Source organism: Microbacterium sp. W1-4-2, assembly GCF_058349885.2.
Genome location: NZ_JBYRJC020000002.1, coordinates 993,701 through 1,011,183, shown reverse-complemented (window position 1 = coordinate 1,011,183; position 17,483 = coordinate 993,701). Strand labels below are relative to the sequence as shown.

At 71.4% G+C, this 17,483-nt stretch carries 21 protein-coding genes; 11 read left to right on the top strand and 10 right to left on the bottom strand.

From position 1 onward, the window contains the following. Positions 1-41: 41 nt before the first annotated feature. The 4 genes from AC3RX0_RS12475 to AC3RX0_RS12460 are packed head-to-tail and all read right to left on the bottom strand — an operon-like array spanning position 42 to position 3,125. On the bottom strand, positions 42-776 hold the full coding sequence (locus AC3RX0_RS12475; protein WP_491506300.1) for a DUF72 domain-containing protein: 735 nt from the start codon (positions 774-776) through the stop codon (positions 42-44). Between the two features lie 35 nt (positions 777-811). Beyond that, the gene (locus tag AC3RX0_RS12470; protein WP_491506299.1) at positions 812-1,012 is read right to left on the bottom strand and encodes a CDGSH iron-sulfur domain-containing protein; all 201 of its coding nucleotides are present in this window, start codon (positions 1,010-1,012) and stop codon (positions 812-814) included. After that, complete coding sequence (locus AC3RX0_RS12465) at positions 1,009-2,058, bottom strand: iron-containing redox enzyme family protein (RefSeq protein WP_491506298.1); 1,050 nt, start codon at positions 2,056-2,058, stop codon at positions 1,009-1,011. The genes AC3RX0_RS12470 and AC3RX0_RS12465 overlap by 4 nt, the downstream gene beginning before the upstream one ends. After that, positions 2,055-3,125 (bottom strand): glycosyltransferase family 2 protein, encoded by a 1,071-nt coding sequence (locus AC3RX0_RS12460; protein ID WP_491506297.1) that lies wholly within the window; start codon positions 3,123-3,125, stop codon positions 2,055-2,057. Before AC3RX0_RS12460 ends, AC3RX0_RS12465 begins: the two co-directional genes overlap by 4 nt. 140 nt (positions 3,126-3,265) lie before the next feature. On the opposite strand from AC3RX0_RS12460, the gene ctaD reads away from it, so the two are divergent. Next, the gene (gene ctaD, locus AC3RX0_RS12455) at positions 3,266-4,981 is read left to right on the top strand and encodes an aa3-type cytochrome oxidase subunit I (RefSeq protein WP_491506296.1); all 1,716 of its coding nucleotides are present in this window, start codon (positions 3,266-3,268) and stop codon (positions 4,979-4,981) included. 121 nt (positions 4,982-5,102) lie between these two features. Continuing rightward, a complete protein-coding gene (locus AC3RX0_RS12450) occupies positions 5,103-5,456 on the top strand; it encodes a hypothetical protein (protein ID WP_491506295.1) in 354 nt (117 codons plus the stop codon). 42 nt (positions 5,457-5,498) lie between these two features. On the opposite strand, the gene AC3RX0_RS12445 is transcribed toward AC3RX0_RS12450, so the two are convergent. After that, a complete protein-coding gene (locus tag AC3RX0_RS12445) occupies positions 5,499-6,197 on the bottom strand; it encodes a GDSL-type esterase/lipase family protein (RefSeq protein ID WP_491506294.1) in 699 nt (232 codons plus the stop codon). Between the two features lie 188 nt (positions 6,198-6,385). Continuing rightward, positions 6,386-6,778, bottom strand: coding sequence for a four-helix bundle copper-binding protein (locus tag AC3RX0_RS12440; RefSeq protein WP_491506293.1), 393 nt, complete (start codon positions 6,776-6,778; stop codon positions 6,386-6,388). A 141-nt stretch (positions 6,779-6,919) separates the two neighbouring features. Between AC3RX0_RS12440 and AC3RX0_RS12435 the strand changes: the two genes are divergently transcribed. The 4 genes from AC3RX0_RS12435 to AC3RX0_RS12420 all read left to right on the top strand — a co-directional run bounded on the left by AC3RX0_RS12435 (position 6,920) and on the right by AC3RX0_RS12420 (position 9,705). Next, a complete protein-coding gene (locus tag AC3RX0_RS12435; RefSeq protein WP_491506292.1) occupies positions 6,920-7,633 on the top strand; it encodes a DUF2520 domain-containing protein in 714 nt (237 codons plus the stop codon). A 1-nt stretch (position 7,634) separates the two neighbouring features. Then, positions 7,635-8,492 carry a pantoate--beta-alanine ligase gene (gene panC, locus AC3RX0_RS12430; protein ID WP_491506291.1) on the top strand — a complete coding sequence of 286 codons (858 nt, stop codon included), beginning with the start codon at positions 7,635-7,637 and terminating at the stop codon, positions 8,490-8,492. Further along, positions 8,492-9,373 carry a 3-methyl-2-oxobutanoate hydroxymethyltransferase gene (gene panB, locus AC3RX0_RS12425; RefSeq protein WP_491506290.1) on the top strand — a complete coding sequence of 294 codons (882 nt, stop codon included), beginning with the start codon at positions 8,492-8,494 and terminating at the stop codon, positions 9,371-9,373. Before panC ends, panB begins: the two co-directional genes overlap by 1 nt. 155 nt (positions 9,374-9,528) lie before the next feature. Beyond that, on the top strand, positions 9,529-9,705 hold the full coding sequence (locus tag AC3RX0_RS12420) for a CsbD family protein (protein ID WP_491506289.1): 177 nt from the start codon (positions 9,529-9,531) through the stop codon (positions 9,703-9,705). A 70-nt stretch (positions 9,706-9,775) separates the two neighbouring features. Here the strand turns inward: AC3RX0_RS12420 and AC3RX0_RS12415 are convergent, their stop codons facing one another. From AC3RX0_RS12415 to flgN, 4 genes are read right to left on the bottom strand one after another with little or no spacing between them, the layout of a single operon-like run. Next, entirely contained in the window at positions 9,776-10,147 is a 372-nt protein-coding gene (locus tag AC3RX0_RS12415; protein WP_491506288.1) for a flagellar assembly protein FliW, read from the bottom strand. Next, the gene (gene flgL / locus AC3RX0_RS12410) at positions 10,144-11,016 is read right to left on the bottom strand and encodes a flagellar hook-associated protein FlgL (RefSeq protein ID WP_491506287.1); all 873 of its coding nucleotides are present in this window, start codon (positions 11,014-11,016) and stop codon (positions 10,144-10,146) included. Before flgL ends, AC3RX0_RS12415 begins: the two co-directional genes overlap by 4 nt. Positions 11,017-11,041: 25 nt before the next feature. Next, a complete protein-coding gene (gene flgK / locus AC3RX0_RS12405) occupies positions 11,042-12,448 on the bottom strand; it encodes a flagellar hook-associated protein FlgK (protein WP_491506286.1) in 1,407 nt (468 codons plus the stop codon). Between the two features lie 13 nt (positions 12,449-12,461). Further along, positions 12,462-12,944, bottom strand: coding sequence for a flagellar export chaperone FlgN (gene flgN, locus AC3RX0_RS12400; protein ID WP_491506285.1), 483 nt, complete (start codon positions 12,942-12,944; stop codon positions 12,462-12,464). A 218-nt stretch (positions 12,945-13,162) separates the two neighbouring features. On the opposite strand from flgN, the gene AC3RX0_RS12395 reads away from it, so the two are divergent. From AC3RX0_RS12395 to AC3RX0_RS12375, 5 genes are all read left to right on the top strand, one after another. After that, complete coding sequence (locus AC3RX0_RS12395; protein WP_491506284.1) at positions 13,163-13,966, top strand: sigma-70 family RNA polymerase sigma factor; 804 nt, start codon at positions 13,163-13,165, stop codon at positions 13,964-13,966. Between the two features lie 104 nt (positions 13,967-14,070). After that, positions 14,071-15,246, top strand: a complete 1,176-nt coding sequence (locus tag AC3RX0_RS12390) for a flagellin N-terminal helical domain-containing protein (protein WP_491506283.1) — start codon at positions 14,071-14,073, stop codon at positions 15,244-15,246. Positions 15,247-15,316: 70 nt separating this feature from the next. After that, complete coding sequence (gene fliD / locus AC3RX0_RS12385; protein ID WP_491506282.1) at positions 15,317-16,705, top strand: flagellar filament capping protein FliD; 1,389 nt, start codon at positions 15,317-15,319, stop codon at positions 16,703-16,705. Further along, positions 16,702-17,118, top strand: a complete 417-nt coding sequence (gene fliS, locus AC3RX0_RS12380; protein ID WP_491506281.1) for a flagellar export chaperone FliS — start codon at positions 16,702-16,704, stop codon at positions 17,116-17,118. Before fliD ends, fliS begins: the two co-directional genes overlap by 4 nt. After that, on the top strand, positions 17,115-17,381 hold the full coding sequence (locus AC3RX0_RS12375) for a hypothetical protein (RefSeq protein ID WP_491506280.1): 267 nt from the start codon (positions 17,115-17,117) through the stop codon (positions 17,379-17,381). The genes fliS and AC3RX0_RS12375 overlap by 4 nt, the downstream gene beginning before the upstream one ends. The last annotated feature ends 102 nt before the right edge of the window (positions 17,382-17,483 follow it).

Genomic DNA, 17,483 nt, shown 5'->3' with positions numbered 1-17,483 from the left:
CTCGCCTGAGGCGAGGAGCGCACCCATGACCGGTGCGACGCTCACCCGACGAACTCGTGCAGCCGTCGCGCGTCGCGCACGGCCGCGCCCTCGCCGTCGTTGTTGAAGTAGGCGACAACGGCGAGACCCGCCGAGCGCCATTCGCCGATCCGCGCCGCCCACCGCTTCAGCTCGGCGTCGGCGTACGAACCCGCGTACAGCCGCTCGGGATCAGGCCCGTGCAGGCGCACGTACACCGTGTCGGTCGTGGCCCGCGGCACGCACGGCATGCCGGCGCCGCTCATCACGCAGTAGGCGGCCCGGTGCCGCTCGAGCAGCGCGAAGACCTCCTCGTCGTTCCAGGAGGGATGCCGCAGCTCGACCGCCGCGCGCACGCCGCGGGGCACGACTCGCAGCAGGGCGTCGAGCCGATCGTCGTCGCGTGCGACGGCGGCGGCGAGCTGGAACAGCAGGAAGCCGGCGCGATCGCCGAGCGCCGCCATCCCGTCCTCGAGCCGCGGCATCCACGCGTCCGGATCCCGCAGCCGGCGCGCGTGCGTGAGCCCGCGCGGAGCCTTCACCGCGAACAGGAACCCGTCCGGCACCCGCTCGCGCCACCGGGCGAACATGTCGGCGCGCGGCCAGTGGTAGAAGCTCGAATTCAGCTCGACGGTGTCGAACTCGGTCGCGTACACGTCCAGCCGCCGGGCCGACGGTGTGCGCGGCGGATACAGCACCTCCTGCCAGTGGTCGTAGCTCCACCCGGACGTGCCGATGCGCACCTCGCCGGCCCTCATCTCTCCAGCATGGGCGCCCACGCCGCCCCCGGCGCTCATGCGTCGCTGCGGAACCCGGTCACCTTGTGCGTGCCGTCGCAGTACGGCTTGATCGCCGACATCCCGCACCGGCACAGGGCGACCGTGCGCCGGTGGCGCGGGACGGGCCGGCCGTCGCCGTCGACGAGCTCGAACGCGCCGCGCACGAGCAGCGGTCCGTTCGGGCACGGTGTGATGGTCGTGGGCATCACGGTCATGCGATCGCCTCTCCGCTGCGCAGCGAGCTGCGGCCCTGCCCCCAGCACGACAGCATGTGCGCGCCGACCGCCCCGTCGAGGGCGAGGCAGGCCTGGGCGCCGAAGAGGATGTCGGGGATGAGCTCGGGGTGCTGCTCGGCGAGCGATCCCGCGAGGTCGCGGCCGGCGATCTGCTCGTGCACCGCGTCGGCCTCGACGTGCTCGTCGAAGTAGTCGAGCACGTCGTCCCCGTAGCCGAGCCGGCGCAGCCCGTCGCCGTACAGCCGGTTGGGGATCGACGAGGTCATCTCGAACGCCGCGAGATGGCCGACGATGGCCCCGACGAGCCGGCCGTTGAGCCCCAACATCGACATCGCGTTGAACGAGGCCAGCGTCACGGCCGGGATGTCGTCGAGGTAGTGGCCGTAGGTCGCGTCCAGGCCCGCACCGCGCATCGCCTTGGCGAACACCGTCGCGTGCACCCGATCGGGGCGACCCCCGCCGTACTCGTCGGACTGGATCTCGACCAGCGCGGCCTTAGGCACGCCGGTCAGGCGCGGGATCGCCCAGGAATGCGGGTCGGCCTCGCGCAGCGTGTACACCGAGCGATGGATGAGGAACTCGCGGACGTGGGCTTCGGTCGCCTTCTGCGCGATGAACCGCGACAGGCTGGGCCCGTCGTCGGCGGAGGTCAGCTCGAACAGCACGTCGGCGACCGCCTCACGTCGCGGCTCGGGCAGGGGCAGGGGCGCCGCACGCCGGCGCAGCGCGGCCTCGACCGCGCTCTCGAGCACCCGGCGCACCGCGATCAGGCCCGGATCCCACTCCCGGTCCGACCCGATCCCGTGGATCAGCCCGTACGACGCCGCGTAGAGGCAGAACAGCGCGAGCTGCAGGTCGTCGTCGACCATCGGGTCGTCGGTCTCGAGGCACACGCACTGGGCCGAGGCCAGCAGGTCGACGTCGACCTGCGGACCGGTGCGCGAGGCCAGCACCGCGGCGCTCAGCGGACCGCGGGGCCGGAACGGGATATCACGTCCCGCAGGGGCGGAAAGAGCGGTGGTCACGGTTCCTCCAAAGGTGAGCGCCGTCCCACCCTGACCGGACGGGCGGTGATCCGCGCCCGGGTTGACGCGGGGGGATCCGCGCGGTAACGGGCCGCACACGCCAACGCACGGGTGGAGTTCGCCGCCCGCCGCATCCGGACTCCGCGGTAGCGCACTCCGCCCCGCATCCGCGCCCCGATCGCGATCCACACCGTCACCGAGCGCTCGGCGACCCACACGGGCGCCCACAGGCAGTCCGAAGCGCAGAAGACCGCGCGTCCGCCGCCCCGCCACCGGCCCACGGCCGCCACGACGACGGCCGCGGCCGCCAGCGCGATCACCGGCCCGGGCCGGCGCGCGGCCGCACAGGCGGCGATGAAGGGCAGGATCGCCGCCTCCCTGACCAGCCGCAGCGGCTGTGCGAAGTCGTCGTACGCCTGCCGCACCCGCTGGCCGGCGAATCCCCGCACGGTGGGCGGACGGCGCACCACGACGGCGTCGCGGGCGACCACGACCCGCCCGCCTGCAGCCCGCACGGTCCGTTCGAGCTCGAGGTTCTCGAACAGCACGCCCGTGTCGTATCCGTCCGTCAGCGCGGCGCGCCGCAGCGCGACGGTTCCGCCGAAGTCCCCGCCCCCGGCGCGGTTCAGCAGGATGCGCCCCGTGTCCCACCGCGCATGCCACGGCGCAGGGCGGAACACGTTCTGCGGGCGGACGAGGTCTGCGTCCCGCAGCCGATCGTGCACGGCCACGAGCCGTTCGCGGTCGTACCGCACGTCGTCGTCGGCGACGATCACCCGCTCGTGGCGAGCAGCCCGGATCCCGGTGAGCGCCCCGCACGCCTTGCCGTTGGTCCCGGGCACGGCGGGGCGCACGTGCCGCACCCGCCCCATCCCGACCCACTCGCGACCGTGCGCGGCGAACAGCGCGTGCGCCGATCCGTCCACGACGGTGACATCGATCCATCGGTCGAGCGTCGCGAGATACCCGGTCAGCTCCGGCAGGTCGGCGTCATCCTCCCAGCGCAACGGCAGCACGTACTCCGCATCCAGCCGCGCCGCCTGCTGCCCCGTCCGGTTCCACCCCATCCGGCGATTCTGGATGCCACACCCCGGCCGTGCGAAGCCCCTTGTCCCGGCGTCCGGCCGGGCGTAGGGACGTCACCGTGCACGCTCCGGCGACCGGGAGGGCCCTGTCCATCTTGTGAGAATGGTGGAAGAATGCGGATATGGCGACCACTACACCGGTCGACCTGACAGACCCGAAGACGATTCCGCTCCCGCCTCGCCAGGCCGAACTGCTCACGCATCGCATCCGCGTAGAGTCCAAAGCCAATATCGTCGTCAGATGGATCACGTCCACTGATCACAAGACGATCGGGTACATGTATCTGATCGCGTCGTTCCTGTTCTTCCTGCTGGGCGGCGTGATGGCGATGATCATCCGCGCCGAGCTGTTCGAGCCGGGCCTGCAGATCCTGCCGACGGCCGATCAGTACAACCAGCTGTTCACGATGCACGGCACGATCATGCTGCTGATGTTCGCGACGCCGCTGTTCGCCGGTTTCGCCAACGCCATCCTGCCGCTGCAGATCGGGGCGCCGGACGTCGCCTTTCCGCGGCTGAACGCGTTCGCGTTCTGGATGTTCCTGTTCGGCTCGTCGATCGCCACGGCAGGCTTCCTCACGCCGCAGGGTGCGGCGGCATTCGGCTGGTTCGCGTACGAACCGCTCGCGAACGCCACGTTCTCGCCCGGCGCCGGCGGCAACCTCTGGTTCCTGGGCCTGGCGATGAGCGGTTTCGGCACGATCCTCGGCGCGGTGAACTTCATCACCACGACGATCACGATGCGCGCACCCGGCATGACGATGTGGCGCATGCCGATCTTCACGTGGAACTCGATGATCACCAGCATCCTGGTTCTGATCGCGTTCCCCGTGCTGGCGGCGGGCCTGCTCGCCGGGGCGGCCGACCGCGTCCTCGGCGCGCACCTGTACGACGCCGCGAACGGCGGGGTGCTGCTGTGGCAGCACCTGTTCTGGTTCTTCGGCCACCCCGAGGTGTACATCATCGCGCTGCCGTTCTTCGGCATCATCACCGAGGTGTTCCCGGTGTTCAGCCGCAAACCGGTGTTCGGCTACAAGACGCTGATCTATGCCACGATCGCCATCGCCGCCCTGTCCGTGTCGGTGTGGGCGCACCACATGTACGCGACGGGCGCAGTGCTGCTGCCGTTCTTCTCGCTCATGTCGATGCTGATCGCAGTGCCCACCGGAGTGAAGATCTTCAACTGGATAGGCACGATGTGGCGCGGCTCGGTCACGTTCGAGACGCCGATCGTGTTCGCGATCGGGTTCCTGACCTCGTTCGTGTTCGGCGGGCTCACCGGCGTGATCCTCGCGTCTCCCCCGCTCGACTTCCACGTCACGGACTCGTACTTCGTGGTGGCGCACTTCCATTACGTGGTGTTCGGCACGGTCGTGTTCGCGATGTTCTCGGGCTTCTACTTCTGGTGGCCGAAGTGGACCGGCAAGATGCTCAACGAGCGACTGGGCATGATCCACTTCTGGATGCTGTTCATCGGCTTCCACATGACCTTCCTCGTGCAGCACTGGCTGGGCGTTGCCGGGATGCCGCGCCGCTACGCCGACTACGCCCCATCGGACGGGTTCACCTGGATGAACCAGGTCTCCACGATCGGCGCGATGCTGCTGGGCACCTCGACTCTGCCGTTCCTGTTCAACGTGTGGATCACTGCGCGCAAGGCGCCCCGGGTGACGGTGAACGACCCGTGGGGCTACGGGGGGTCGCTGGAATGGGCGACGAGCTGCCCGCCGCCGCGGCACAACTTCACGTCGATCCCGCGCATCCGCAGCGAGCGGCCCGCGTTCGACCTGAACCATCCTGAGGCATCGGCCGAGTCCGACATGCTCGTGCCGCGCTGACGCGCCCGGCTCCTGTCCCGGCCGGCACCCGCGGCCGGAATGTTTCGCCCTGTGTCGCATCGCTTCGCCGATGCGCGGCATCCCCGTACTCTCGAAGAATCCCGACGAGAAGGAGACTCCCGTGAACACGCCGCTGACCCGCACAACGCCCTTCGAGGTGCGTGAGCGTGCAGCGTGCATGTGCCGGCACGGGGAAGTCTGCTCGTCGTTCGCGGCGGGGCACGCCCTGCACCTGATCCAGGCGCGACTCGCTTCGGCCACGCCCGCCGAGTGGTCCGACGCCCTGGTGACGACGGTGGATGCCGCAGCCGGCACGATCACGCTGCACACGATCGAGGGCGAGACCCACGTGCTGTGGAACGGCGGCGGAGCAGCCCTCGAGGTCGCACCCGGCACCCCGGTCGCGCTGCACGCCCGCTACGGCGTGCTGGCGATCGGGCGCGTCCGGTACAACGTCGCCGCGCTCGCAGACTGACCGCGCGGGCTGTCACCTAGTTGTACTGCCTGGGCAGTACAACTAGTCCAGCACCGCGAGGATCGCTGCGGCGTACGCCCGGTAACCGGCGGCGGTCGGGTGCAGGAACGTCCCGGGATCCGAGAGGTCGCCGTTCAGCCACGCGTCCAGATCCCCGATCCGGTGCCCGCTGAAATCGACCGGGGCGAACCGCACCGGCACTCCCGCGGCCGCCTCGGCCGCGACCGCGCCGGCGATCTGCAGGTTCAGAGCCATGACGCCCTGGTTCACGACGCCGTCGATGAACGAATGCTCCGCCAGCCCGGGTGCGAACGGCACGGCGTAGCCGGTCACGACAACCGTGGCCCACGGTGCGCGAGCGTGCGCGCCGGCGATGACGGTCGCCACCGAAGAGCCGATCGTGGGCAGCACGGCCAGGGCGTGCCCGATCGCGGCCTCGCACGGCTCTCCGGTCGGGTCCTGCGCACACGCCGCGAAGATCGCCGCGAGATCGAGGTTGTCGGCCCCAACGGTGACGGTCACCAGCGTCGTGCCCCTGTTCAGGCTCGACAGCTGCGACGCCAAGACATCGCCCGTCGTCGCTCCGGTGCAGGCGGGATCGCGCAGCAGACTGATCATCGGCTGGGGCGCGGCATCCAACAGCGCCGGATAGCCGTTCGAACTGACCAGGCAATCGTTGAGATAGGAGCCGGCGCCCTGTCCGGCGGCATAGGAGTCGCCGAGGGCGACGTACTTGGCCACCGGCGAATCCTGCTGATCCGCGTGGGCTGCGACGGTTCCGAACGGAACCAGGAGACATGCAACGGCGACCGCCAAGGCTGACACCCAGCGGCCCCGGAGGGGGCGGACAGCGCTCATATGCGGATCGTAGACCCGCGCCGCTCCGCCCGACAGAGCGGAGCTGGAGAGCCGGTGCGAAGCCCCGGCGGTCAGGCCATCGCGGCCATCGCGGTGCGCATCTTCATGCACGCGTCCATGCAGGCCTGGCAGGCCTGAGCGCACATCTTGCAGACCGCGCTCTCGGCGGCGTGCTGCATGCACTCGTCCATGCACGTCTGGCACATCGCCACGCATGCGTCGAGCATCGCCATCATCGAGGCGGGAGTCATGCCCTGCATGCGCATCATCGCGCGCATCATGGTGTTGCACATGTCGGCGCAGTTCATGCACGCCGGCGAACAGTCCATGAGCTGCATCGAACAGATCGTGCAGGCCTGCTCGCAGGCCGAACACGCGTCCATGCACTCCTGCATCATGGCCATGTCCATCTCGGCCATGCCGGGCATGGACATCATGCTCTTGTCCATCGCGCCCATCATCATCGCATCCATCGTCGACCCGCCCTCCGGCTCTCCGGCATTCGTGGGCGGGGCAGGATGACCCGCCTGAGGCCAGGGTAGACCCGCAGCGCTCCGGCGTCGATGGCCGATTCGCCCGCCCGCGGCGGTGAGAGAATGGGCCCGATGGATGTCACCGTCATCGGCGCCGGCCGCGTGGGCCCGGTACTGGCCCGCGCACTGCGTTCGGCGGGCGTGACCACGCACGGGCCGCTGCGCCGGGGCGAACGGATCCCCCGCGCCGAGGTCGCGCTGCTGTGCGTGCCCGACCGTGAGATCCGGGATGCCGCGGCCGCCGCCGCGGGTCGTGCGACGTTCCTCGGCCACACCTCGGGCGCGACGACGATCGACGACGTCGATTTCGGCGTCCATCCCCTGCAGACCTTCACCGGAGAAGAGGATGCCGCGGTCCTGCGCGGTGTCGGCGCGGCCATCGCCGGCCGCACACCCGACGCGGAGCGCGTCGCCCGGCGGCTGGCCGAGACGCTCGGCATGCGGCCGTTCGTGCTGGCCGACGAGCACCGCGCCGCCTATCACGCGGCGGCCTCGGTCGCCTCGAATTTCCTCGTCACGCTCGAGGCCGCCGCCGAGCAGCTCGCCACCGCCGCGATGCCGGCCGAACGCGTGCGGGAGCTGCTGGCACCGCTCGTGCGCACGACGGTGGAGAACTGGGCAGCGCTCGGCGCGGCATCCGCCCTCACCGGCCCGGTCGCCCGCGGCGACGAGGAAACGGTCGCCCGGCAGCGCGCGGCCGTCGCCGCGACCGCACCCGAGCTGCTGGAGCTGTTCGATATGCTCACCACGCGCACCCGAGTGCTCGCGGCCGAAAGGAGGGTGTGAGGTGAGGATCGTCCGCACCGTGCCCGAGGTGCGCGCGGCAGTCGCCGATGCGCGCGCCGCGCGCACGTCGGGAGGCGGCGTCGGCCTGGTGCCGACCATGGGGGCCTTCCACCGCGGCCACCTTTCGCTCATGCAGCGCGCCCGCGCCGCGAACGACCTCGTGGTGGTGTCGCTGTTCGTGAATCCGACGCAGTTCGGCCCGAGCGAGGACCTGGCCGCCTACCCCCGCGACGAGCAGCGCGACGCCGACCTTGCCGAGGCCGAGGGTGTGGACGTCCTGTTCGCGCCGTCGGCCGACGAGATGTACCCCGACGGATTCGCCACCGCGATCCACGTCGGCGGCGTCGCCGAGGTGCTCGACGGCGCGGCCCGCCCCGGCCACTTCGACGGCGTGGCCACCGTGGTCGCGAAGCTGTTCGCGATCGTCGCCCCCGACGTCGCGTATTTCGGCCAGAAGGACGCGCAGCAGGTGCTCGTGGTGCGCCGCATGGTGCGCGATCTCGACCTGCCGGTGCGCATCGAGGCGTGCCCGATCGTGCGCGAGCCGGACGGGCTCGCGATGAGCTCGCGCAACGCGTACCTCAACGCCGCCGACCGTGCGCGGGCGACCGCGCTGAACCGGGCGCTGGCCGCCGCCGACGCCGTCGTCGCGCTCGGCGAGACGCGGGCCGAGCCCGTGCTGGCGGCCGCGCGAGCCGTGCTCGCGGCATCCGGAATCGACCCCGAGTACCTCGAACTGCGCTCGCCCGACGACCTCGCCCCGGTCGACGCCGTCGCCCCGGAGGCACTGCTGGCGGTCGCCGCCCACGTGGGCGCGGCTCGGCTCATCGACAACAGGATGCTGGAGGCTCGGCGCTGATGTCCGCATACGCTCCGCGGCCGGCGCGGGTCACGATCCCGTCGTTGGTCCAGAAGAAGGCCGCCCGCGAACCGATCGCGATGGTCACCGCATACGACTGTCCGGGCGCGCAGGTCGCCGACGCGGCCGGCGCCGATGTCGTGCTCGTCGGCGACTCGGGCGCCATGACCGTGCTCGGCTACGGCAGCACCGTGCCGGTGTCGGTCGATGAGATGCTGATGCTCACCCGGGCTGTGCGCCGGGGCCTGACGACGCCGCTGCTGGTGGGCGACCTGCCGTTCGGCTCGTACGAGGCCTCGGACGAGCAGGCCGTGCGCACCGCGCAGCGGTTCGTGAAAGAGGCCGGGTGCGACGCGGTCAAGATCGAGCGCGGGGGAACGACCGTCGCCCGCGCGCGTGCGATCGTCGAGGCGGGCATCCCGGTGATGGGTCACGTCGGGCTCACGCCGCAGACCGCGACGGCCATCGGCGGCTACCGCTCGCAGGGGCGCACCGCCGAAGCGGCGCTGCAGGTGGCGCGGGACGCGCTGGCACTGCAAGAGGCGGGATGCTTCGCCCTGGTCTTCGAGGCGATCCCGAGCGAGGCGACGGCGGCGATCGTGCCGAGGCTGGACGTGCCGGTGATCGGCATCGGCGCCGGAGCGGACACCGACGGGCAGGTGCTGGTGTTCCACGACCTGCTCGGCATCTCGGACGGACACGCCGCCCGGTTCGTCAAGCGCTACGCGCAGCTGCGCTCGGCGATGGTCGACGGCGTCTCGGCCTACGTCGACGACGTGCGCGGCGGCGGCTACCCGGCCGCCGAGCACGGCTACGCGATGGAGCCGGGCGAAGCCGCACGGCTGCAGCTGCTGCTGTCGGTGCTCGCCGGGGCCGACTGACCGCCCCGCCCGCCCGAGCCGCGCTGCGGCGCGCCATCATAGGTGCCGCCGGTCGCGCGGGCAATCCCCTGCCGCCGGACGTGCGCCCGCCGTTTACTTGCCCGTACAGCCCGCGGCAGACGACCCGGGCACGACCGACCCGAAGGGGGAACATCATGAGCGTGGGAAAGCACGCCCAGAACGCCGCCCAGCACGCCAAGGGAGAGGCCGAAGAGGCGTGGGGCAAGGCGACGGATGACCAGTCCACTCGGATGAAGGGCAAGGCAGATCAGGCGAAGGCCGACATCAAGGAGAAGATCGAAGAGGCCAAGGAGCACTTCGACGACCGATGAGTCGGCGCACGGCGCGGCGGCGGGGCGGACATTCCGTCCCGCCGCCGCGCGGTTTCAGCCCAGCGCGGTCTCAGCCCAGCATCGTGCGCAGCGGATAGTCCTGGTCCTCGAGGATCAGCTGGGCCGCCGTCCCCGTGGCACGGTTGACCACGACCGGGGCCAGCAGATTGACACTCACGCCCTCGTCGGTCGGATGCGCCACCACCAGGACGAAGGCGTCGTCGGGGCCGTCGAGCGCGAGGGCTGCGACCTGATCGTCGGTGAGCGTGGGCGCGTAGCCGGCCAGCACCGTCTGCGGGTCGACGAGGTACACGCGCAGCTCGTGCTGGTGCGCGGCCTGCATCGTGAACAGCCCGTCGGCGCCGGCCACGGCCTCGAGGGCGAACTCGGTGTGCGGGGCGAAGCCGGGCGGCGGCGTCACGAACGACAGGGCGGCGGTCACCGCAGGAACTCCATGAGCGACGGCTGCAGCACCCGTCCGGTGACGGCCAGTGCAGAGCGGTAGACGAGCTCCTGCGACTGCAGGCGCACGAGCACCTCGACCGAGTCGACGTCCTCGACCGCGGCACGACGGGCTTCAAGCGACACGGAGTCGTCCACGGCGGCCCCCCTGGCGCGCTCGATCTGAGATTGGCGGGCGCCGACCGCGCCCTGGGCACCGAGCATAGCGGTCATCCGTTCGTCGATCGCCGTGAGGTGACCGCCCACGTTGGCACCGGCGCGCAGATCGGCCGCGACCGTGTCGAGGAGCGCGAACACCGAGCCGGCGCCGACGCCGAACACGGCCGCGCCGTCCGCGTCCACGCGCACGGTCACCCCGTCCGAGACGCGGCGGCGCACCTCCGACCCGACCGTTCCGGTGTAGCCGTAGTCGGCGTCGAACGCGGCGCCCGCGTCGCTCGTGCCGGCGAAGACCGAACGCCCGAGCAGGGTCGTGTTCGCCTGGGCGAGCAGCTCGTCGCGGATGCTCTCGAGCTCGACGGCGATCGCCTCTTTGGCCGTGGCATCCAGCGCCCCGTCGTTGGCGCCCTGCACCGTGAGATCGCGGGCGCGCTGCAGCAGCGACGTCGATGACGTGATGGCGCTGTCGACGGTCGAGACCCAGGCCAGGCCGTCGTCGATGTTGCGCGCGTACTGGTCGTTGCGTCGCTGTTGCGCGTGCACCTGCAGCGTCGTCGCGGCCGCCGCCGGGTCGTCGGACGGCGCCGTGAACGCGCGCTGGGACGTCGCCTGGTCCTGCAGGCGCGCGAGCTGCGACAGGTTCGCCTGCAGGTGGCGCATCGCCGACTGCGCCATGGCGGGGGCGGTCACGCGCGAGATCATCGAACTCCTCCGTTCATCGGCCGACGATGCCGGTCTTGTTGATCAGGACGTCCAGGGCCTCGTCGACGGCGCTGATCACGCGGGCCGCCGCCTGATACGCCGCCTGGTACGACAGCAGGCTGATCGTCTCTTCGTCGCCGTCGACGCCCGCGACCGACTGCTGCGCGGACGCCGCCGCCACCGCCGCGGACTCCGAAAGGCGGGCGCGCTGCACGTCGCCGCCCGTGGCGACGCCCAGGCGCAGGATCCGGTCGGCCCACATCGCGTCGGGCGAGCCGTCGCCGACGCCCAGCTGCGAGAGGGCGTCGGCGTTGGTCGCGTCGGCGGCGCCGGCGCCGGGCGTCGCCAGGGCGAGCTCGGCGACCGAGGTCGGCACGACGCTGAGCCCGAGGGCGGCGGGGCCCGCCGTCGCGACTGCGAAGAAGTCGCCGCCCGCGGCGCCCGAGGCGGTCACCCCGAGCCGGTGCTGCGCGTTCACCCGGTCGGCGAGGGTCGTGGCGACCGCGTTGTACGAGCCGGCCAGCTGCGCGAGCGTGCCGCCCTGATCGGCGGGGGCGAGCACCGCGAGCGTGCCGCCCAGTTCGCCGTCGGTCAGCGTGACCGCGAAGTCCGTGTCGTCCCACCGCAGCGAGACCGGCCGGCCGGCGTCGATCGAGACGGGCCCGGTCGCGGCCAGGTGGCGGGCGTGGCCGCCCGACACCAAGGCGTTGCCGTCGATCCGCACGGTCAGGGTGCCGTCGGGTTCGACCGTCGCGCGCCCGCCGGCCATGCGCGCGACGGATTGGGCGAGCACGCTGCGCTGGTCGACGAGCTCGTTGGCCGGCCGACCGGATGCCGCGGCATCCCGGATCTGCGTGTTCAGCGCAGCGATCTGATCGGCCGCGGCGTTCAGCTGCACGACCGTGCGGTCCACGCCCGTGCGGGCGTCGGCCCACTGCGCGGCCACCGTGCGATAGCCGTCGGCCAGGCGCCCGGCGAGCTCTTGGGCGGACCCGATCACCACCGCTGCCGCGGCACCGGAATCGGGTGTGTTCGCGAGGTCCTGCCATCCGGCCCAGAACGCCGACAGCCGGGCGGCCAGCCCGTCGGACGTCGGCTCGGCCAGTGCCGCCTCGGCGGTCGTGGCGGCGAGCGCGCGCGTGGACCAGAACCCGGATGCGGCCAGCGTGTCGCGCACCCGGGCGTCGCGCAGCCCGTCGCCGAGGCGGGCGATTCCGTCCACCGCCACGCCCTGACCGGGCAGGGCGCCCTGGGTGAACCGGCCGGTCGATGCGGGGGCGCCCATGGCCGAGGTGGTCACCCGCTGCCGGGTGTAGCCGACGGTGTTCTGATTGGCGATGTTCTGCCCGACGACGTCCATGCCGCGACGCGCCGCAGCCAGGCCCGAGGCCGCCGTGTTCAATCCGCTGAAGGTCGACATGCCGCTCTTCCGCTCACATCCGGGTGTCGACGATGCGGGCGGCGTCCTCGCGCGCCCGCGCGCCGTCGGTCGTGTACTCGCCGGTGTCGGCGCCAAGCCCCGCGATCGTCTCCTGCGTCGTGCGCAGCACCGCGCTCAGCTGCTGCACGTTGACGTCGCGCAGCTGCCCGATCTCGGCGACCAGCTGGGTGAGCACGCGCAGATGGTCGGCGAACACCTCGCGCCACGCGTCGGTCGGGGCGTGCTCGACGAGCTCTTTCAGCGTGGCGGCCTCGGGGGCGCCCCACTCCTCGGCGACCGCGGTGGCATCGACGACCCGGGCCACGGTCGTGGTGCGCAACCGCTCCAGGACATGCTCGATCTCGTTCGTGGCGAAGTGCATCCAGCGTCCGTCGCCGGCGGCCAGCAGCAGCCGCTGCACCTCGAGTTTGAACAGCAGCATCTCGAGCAGCTCACGCTCGTGCCAGAGCCGCATCGACAGCTCGTTGGTTGCCATGTGAGTCCTTCTTCCCCAGGAGCGGACGACGATTTCGGAGATCTTCTTGCCCTATCGGCCGGGCCTCACATATGGTTATCGCGACAAGATGAGCGTTTTCTCATTTTTCTCCTCTTCGGAGAGAGGATGCCTCATCTGGTCGGGTTCCGTCGGAGCCGAGCCTACTGGGGGCCGTGAGAAGGGCGTGCTGGGGACTCGCGCAAGATGGAGACATCCCCATGCAGACGCGTGCCGAGCGCAACCGCCTCATCGAGGAGAACCTGCCTCTCGTCGGGTATCTCGCGGCCGAGACGCATGCGCGCGCGACGCACGTGCCCCGGGAAGAGCTCGCCAGCGCCGGTGCCCTCGCGCTGGTCACGGCCGCTGACGCGTTCGATCCCACGCTGGGAGTTCCGTTCGGCGCCTACGCGCGGCGGCGCATCCTGGGCGCCTTCGCCGACGAGATGCGCGCGATGGACTGGGCCTCGCGCGGCATCCGCAAGCGGATCAAAGAGACCATCGCTGTGCGCGAGACCCTGACGGCAGGGCTCGGGCGCGACGCCACCGTCGCCGAGATCGCGATCGCGATGGGGTCGTCCGCGCGCGAGGTCGCCGAGGCGCTGGCCGACGCCTCGCGCAGCGTCACGACGCTCGAGGACCCGGCCGCACATGCCCTGAGCAGCGGCTTCCCGCTGCCCGAGGAGTCGGCGGTGCTCGCCGAGCGCCGCCACGTCCTGACCGCGGCCGTCCGCGCCCTGCCCGAGCGCATGCGGTTCATCGTGCAGGCCGTGTACGTCGACGAGCGCCCCGTGAAAGAGATCGCCGAGCAGCTTGGGGTCTCGCATTCGGCCGTCTCGCAGCAGCGGTCCGAGGCCGTGCGCCTGCTGCGCGACGCACTGGAACGGTACTTCGCCGACGGGCAGGCCGCTGCGCCGATCTCGCGCGTGTCGCCGTCAACGCGCGACGCGTTCTTCACGCGGATGGGCGAGGCCGGCGGCGATCGCGTGGCGAGTGTGCTGGCCCGCACCGCGATCGCGCTCTGAGCCACCCGGCGCATCCCGGCTAACCCGTCCGCGCACGCGGCCGATAGGTCTCAGCGGAGCCCACGGACGGGCTGCCAGGTACCCCATCACGGAGGAGCAACACCATGGGTATGCAGATCAACACCAACGTGTCGGCACTGAACGCCTACCGCAATCTCGCCAGCACGCAGAACGACCTGTCGAAGTCGCTCGAGAAGCTCTCGAGCGGTCTGCGCATCAACCGGGCCGCGGACGACGCGGCGGGCCTCGCGATCTCCGAGGGCCTGCGTTCGCAGGTCAACGGCCTGAACGTCGCGGCCCGCAACGCCCAGGACGGCATCTCGGTCATCCAGACCGCAGAAGGCTCCCTGACCGAGGTCCACTCCATCCTGCAGCGTCTGCGCGACCTGTCCGTTCAGGCCGGCAACGACTCCAATAACAAGGAGTCGCGTGACGCGATCGCGAAGGAGGCGACCCAGCTCGTCTCGGAGCTGAGCCGGGTCGCCGACTCCACGAACTTCAACGGCATCAACCTCCTGGACGGCTCGAACTCGCAGCTGAAGTTCCAGGTCGGCGCCGACGGAGTGCAGAGCAGCCAGATCACGGTCGACCTGAGCACCGCCAACGTCAAGGAGATCGCACAGCAGCTCGCGGGCGGCGACCTCACCACGACGGGCACGGGCTTCGCGATCGGGGATGTCGCGGCCCTGGGCGGACCGGCGACGTTCACGGTCACCAACGGCGGTCAGACGACCACCGTCACGACCGCGGACCTCGGCGCGGTGGGCAGCTTCTCGAGCGTCGAGGCGTACGCCGACGCGCTCCGCGGCGACGCCGACTTCGCGGCGAACTTCTCGGTCTCGGTGCAGAAGGACGCCAACGGAGCAGGTGTCGGCGTCGTCGTCACGGCCCTCAACGGGGGAACGCTCGCCGACGCCGACAACGCCACACCGGGCGCGGGCCTGGCTGCCGGCGTGGCCGGGACCTCGCTCAGCGGCGGCCTGAAGTTCGACACCGCCGCGAACGCGCAGGCGTCGATCGCGATGATCGACCGCAGCATCACCCAGATCTCGGCCGCCCGCGCCGACCTGGGTGCGAACCAGAACCGGTTCGAGTCGACCATCAACAGCCTGAACGTGTCGGCAGAGAACCTGTCGGCCGCGCAGAGCCGCATCCGCGACACCGACATGGCGTCCGAGATGGTCAAGTTCACGGCGAAGAACATCCTGTCGCAGGCAGGCACCGCCATGCTCGCCCAGGCCAACCAGGCCAACCAGGGCGTGCTGCAGCTGCTGCGCTGACATACCGGGCGGCTCCGGGCCCTGCCGGAGCCGCCCCCCACCCCCCCCCTACTGACGCGGAAGGACTCCCATGGGACTCTCGATCGACGGCCTCGTGTCGGGCCTCGACACGACCGCCCTCATCAAGTCCCTCATGGACGTGGAGGCCATCCCGCGCAATCTGCTCTCGGCCAAGAAGGACGACAAGAGCGGCATCATCTCGCAGCTGCAGTCGCTCAACGCCGCCATCCAGAGCCTCGCCGACCAGGCCGAGAAGGCCGGGTCGCCCACCGCGCTCGCCCAGTTCGCCACCTCGTCGTCCTCGTCCGCCGTGACCGTCGTCGCGACCGCCGAGGCCGCCCCGACCTCAGCCGCCATCGTGGTCGACAGCATCGCCCGCGCGCACACGATCGTCACCGCCGCATCGGCCGTCTGGCCCGACGACCCGCCGGTGCTCACCCTCGAGAACGCGGCGGGCGAGCGCGTGCAGGTGACCGCCGCCTCGACGTCGATGGAAGACGTCGCCCGCGCCATCTCGGCCGCGGGGACGGGCATCACCGCCACCGTCGTCCGCGCCGGCACCGAAGCCGACGGCAGTGCCGCCTACCGCTTGCAGCTGACGGCGGCTGCGACCGGCGCGGCAGGAGAGTTCCGCGTCTACCGGGGCGATGTCGCCGCGGTCGACGCTGGGACCGCAGTCGACGTGACCACCGCCCCGGGGGGCGCGGTGGTCACGGTCGGCTCGGACGCGCAGCTGCGCCTGTGGGCAGGGACGGCCGCCGAACAGGTCGTCACGGCGTCGGGCAACACGTTCGCGGGCCTGTTCCCGGGCGTCGACATCACGGTGACCGCCGCATCGGCCGAGCCGGTCTCGATCGGCGTGTCGGCCGACACCGCCGCCCGGGCCAAGACCGCCGGCGACTTCATCGCACAGGTCGCCTCGATCCTCACCCGCATCGACAAGGGATCGACCGCCACCGTGCCCGACGCGCCCGGCGGCACCACCACACTCGGCGTGTTCACCGGCGACAGCACGGTGCGCGCCATGCATCAGGCGCTGACCGAGGCGATCCAGCATCCGGTCGACGGGGTCTCGCCGTCCACGATCGGCATCTCGATCGACCGCCACGGGGTGCTCACGTTCGACAAGGAGAAGTTCGCGACGGCTCTGGCCGAAGACCCAGCGGCCACGCAGGCGATGTTCGCCGGGATCGCAGCGCGGGTGCAGGATGTCTCGGCCCGCTACTCCGACCAGTACGACGGCCTGCTGACCACCCGGATCGTCGGGCAGCAGGGCGAGGTGAAGGCGCTCGGCGACCAGATCGCACGCTGGGACGTGCGCCTCGAGCAGCGCAAGGCGGCGCTCCAGCGCACGTACTCGCACCTCGAGACGATGCTCTCGCAGCTGCAGTCCCAGTCCTCCTATCTCACATCACAGCTGGCGAGCCTGCCCACGGCGCAGAAGGGATCGACCTCATGAACGCCGCGTTGAAGGCGCAGCAGCGCTACCGCGACGACGCCATCCTGTCGGCCGCGCCCGAGCGGCTGGTCACGATGCTGTACGACCGGCTCGTGCTCGACATCGAGCGGGGCGAGGCCGCGCAGCGCGCCGGAGACTGGATAACCGCGAACGCCCAGCTGCAGCACGCGCAGGCGATCGTGACCGAGCTGTCGTCGTCGCTGACCGACGCGTGGGACGGCAGCGCCGGACTGCGCGCGCTGTACACGTTCCTCACCCAGACGCTGATCGGTGCGAACGTCGGGCGCGACCCCGAGCGCGCGCACGCGTGCCTCGAGCTCGTGCGCCCGCTGCGCGATGCCTGGCACGATGCAGCCGCGTCTCTCGCCGGCGCTCCGCTCGCGGGGGCGGCACTCGCCGGGGCCGACGCGTGACCGACGCGTCATGGGGGGCGCTGCTCGACCGGTTCGAGCGGGATCTCGACCTTCCGGCGACGGCCGCCCGACCGTGGGCGACGGTCGGGCGGCCGCTGCCGGAGGATCTCGCCGATCGCGCCCAGCGCATCCGCGACCGTCAGCGGCAGCGGATGGACGAGGTGAGCGCCGCCCTCGACGACCTTCGGCAGCAGATCGCCGCCCTGCGCCGCATCCCACCCATCCGCGGCGACGCCCCCGCGCTGCTCGACCTCGATCTATGAGAACGCTCTAACGAATCGCGGGCACGCGCCGATAGAGCACAGCGAGCAGGGATCGCTCACGGACTCGGCCACGGACAGGCCACCACCGACCGACGACGGGGG

What these genes read in the sequence shown, in the direction of transcription:
- flgK (WP_491506286.1), bottom strand. Translation starts at nt 12,448, where the DNA reads ATGTCGACCTTCAGCGGATTGAACACGGCGGCCTCGGGCCTGGCTGCG.
- AC3RX0_RS12460 (WP_491506297.1), bottom strand. Translation starts at nt 3,125, where the DNA reads ATGGGGTGGAACCGGACGGGGCAGCAGGCGGCGCGGCTGGATGCGGAG.
- AC3RX0_RS12395 (WP_491506284.1), top strand. Translation starts at nt 13,163, where the DNA reads ATGCAGACGCGTGCCGAGCGCAACCGCCTCATCGAGGAGAACCTGCCT.
- AC3RX0_RS12440 (WP_491506293.1), bottom strand. Translation starts at nt 6,778, where the DNA reads ATGATGATGGGCGCGATGGACAAGAGCATGATGTCCATGCCCGGCATG.
- ctaD (WP_491506296.1), top strand. Translation starts at nt 3,266, where the DNA reads ATGGCGACCACTACACCGGTCGACCTGACAGACCCGAAGACGATTCCG.
- AC3RX0_RS12390 (WP_491506283.1), top strand. Translation starts at nt 14,071, where the DNA reads ATGGGTATGCAGATCAACACCAACGTGTCGGCACTGAACGCCTACCGC.
- AC3RX0_RS12475 (WP_491506300.1), bottom strand. Translation starts at nt 776, where the DNA reads ATGAGGGCCGGCGAGGTGCGCATCGGCACGTCCGGGTGGAGCTACGAC.
- AC3RX0_RS12420 (WP_491506289.1), top strand. Translation starts at nt 9,529, where the DNA reads ATGAGCGTGGGAAAGCACGCCCAGAACGCCGCCCAGCACGCCAAGGGA.
- flgN (WP_491506285.1), bottom strand. Translation starts at nt 12,944, where the DNA reads ATGGCAACCAACGAGCTGTCGATGCGGCTCTGGCACGAGCGTGAGCTG.
- AC3RX0_RS12435 (WP_491506292.1), top strand. Translation starts at nt 6,920, where the DNA reads ATGGATGTCACCGTCATCGGCGCCGGCCGCGTGGGCCCGGTACTGGCC.
- fliD (WP_491506282.1), top strand. Translation starts at nt 15,317, where the DNA reads ATGGGACTCTCGATCGACGGCCTCGTGTCGGGCCTCGACACGACCGCC.
- fliS (WP_491506281.1), top strand. Translation starts at nt 16,702, where the DNA reads ATGAACGCCGCGTTGAAGGCGCAGCAGCGCTACCGCGACGACGCCATC.
- panB (WP_491506290.1), top strand. Translation starts at nt 8,492, where the DNA reads ATGTCCGCATACGCTCCGCGGCCGGCGCGGGTCACGATCCCGTCGTTG.
- AC3RX0_RS12470 (WP_491506299.1), bottom strand. Translation starts at nt 1,012, where the DNA reads ATGACCGTGATGCCCACGACCATCACACCGTGCCCGAACGGACCGCTG.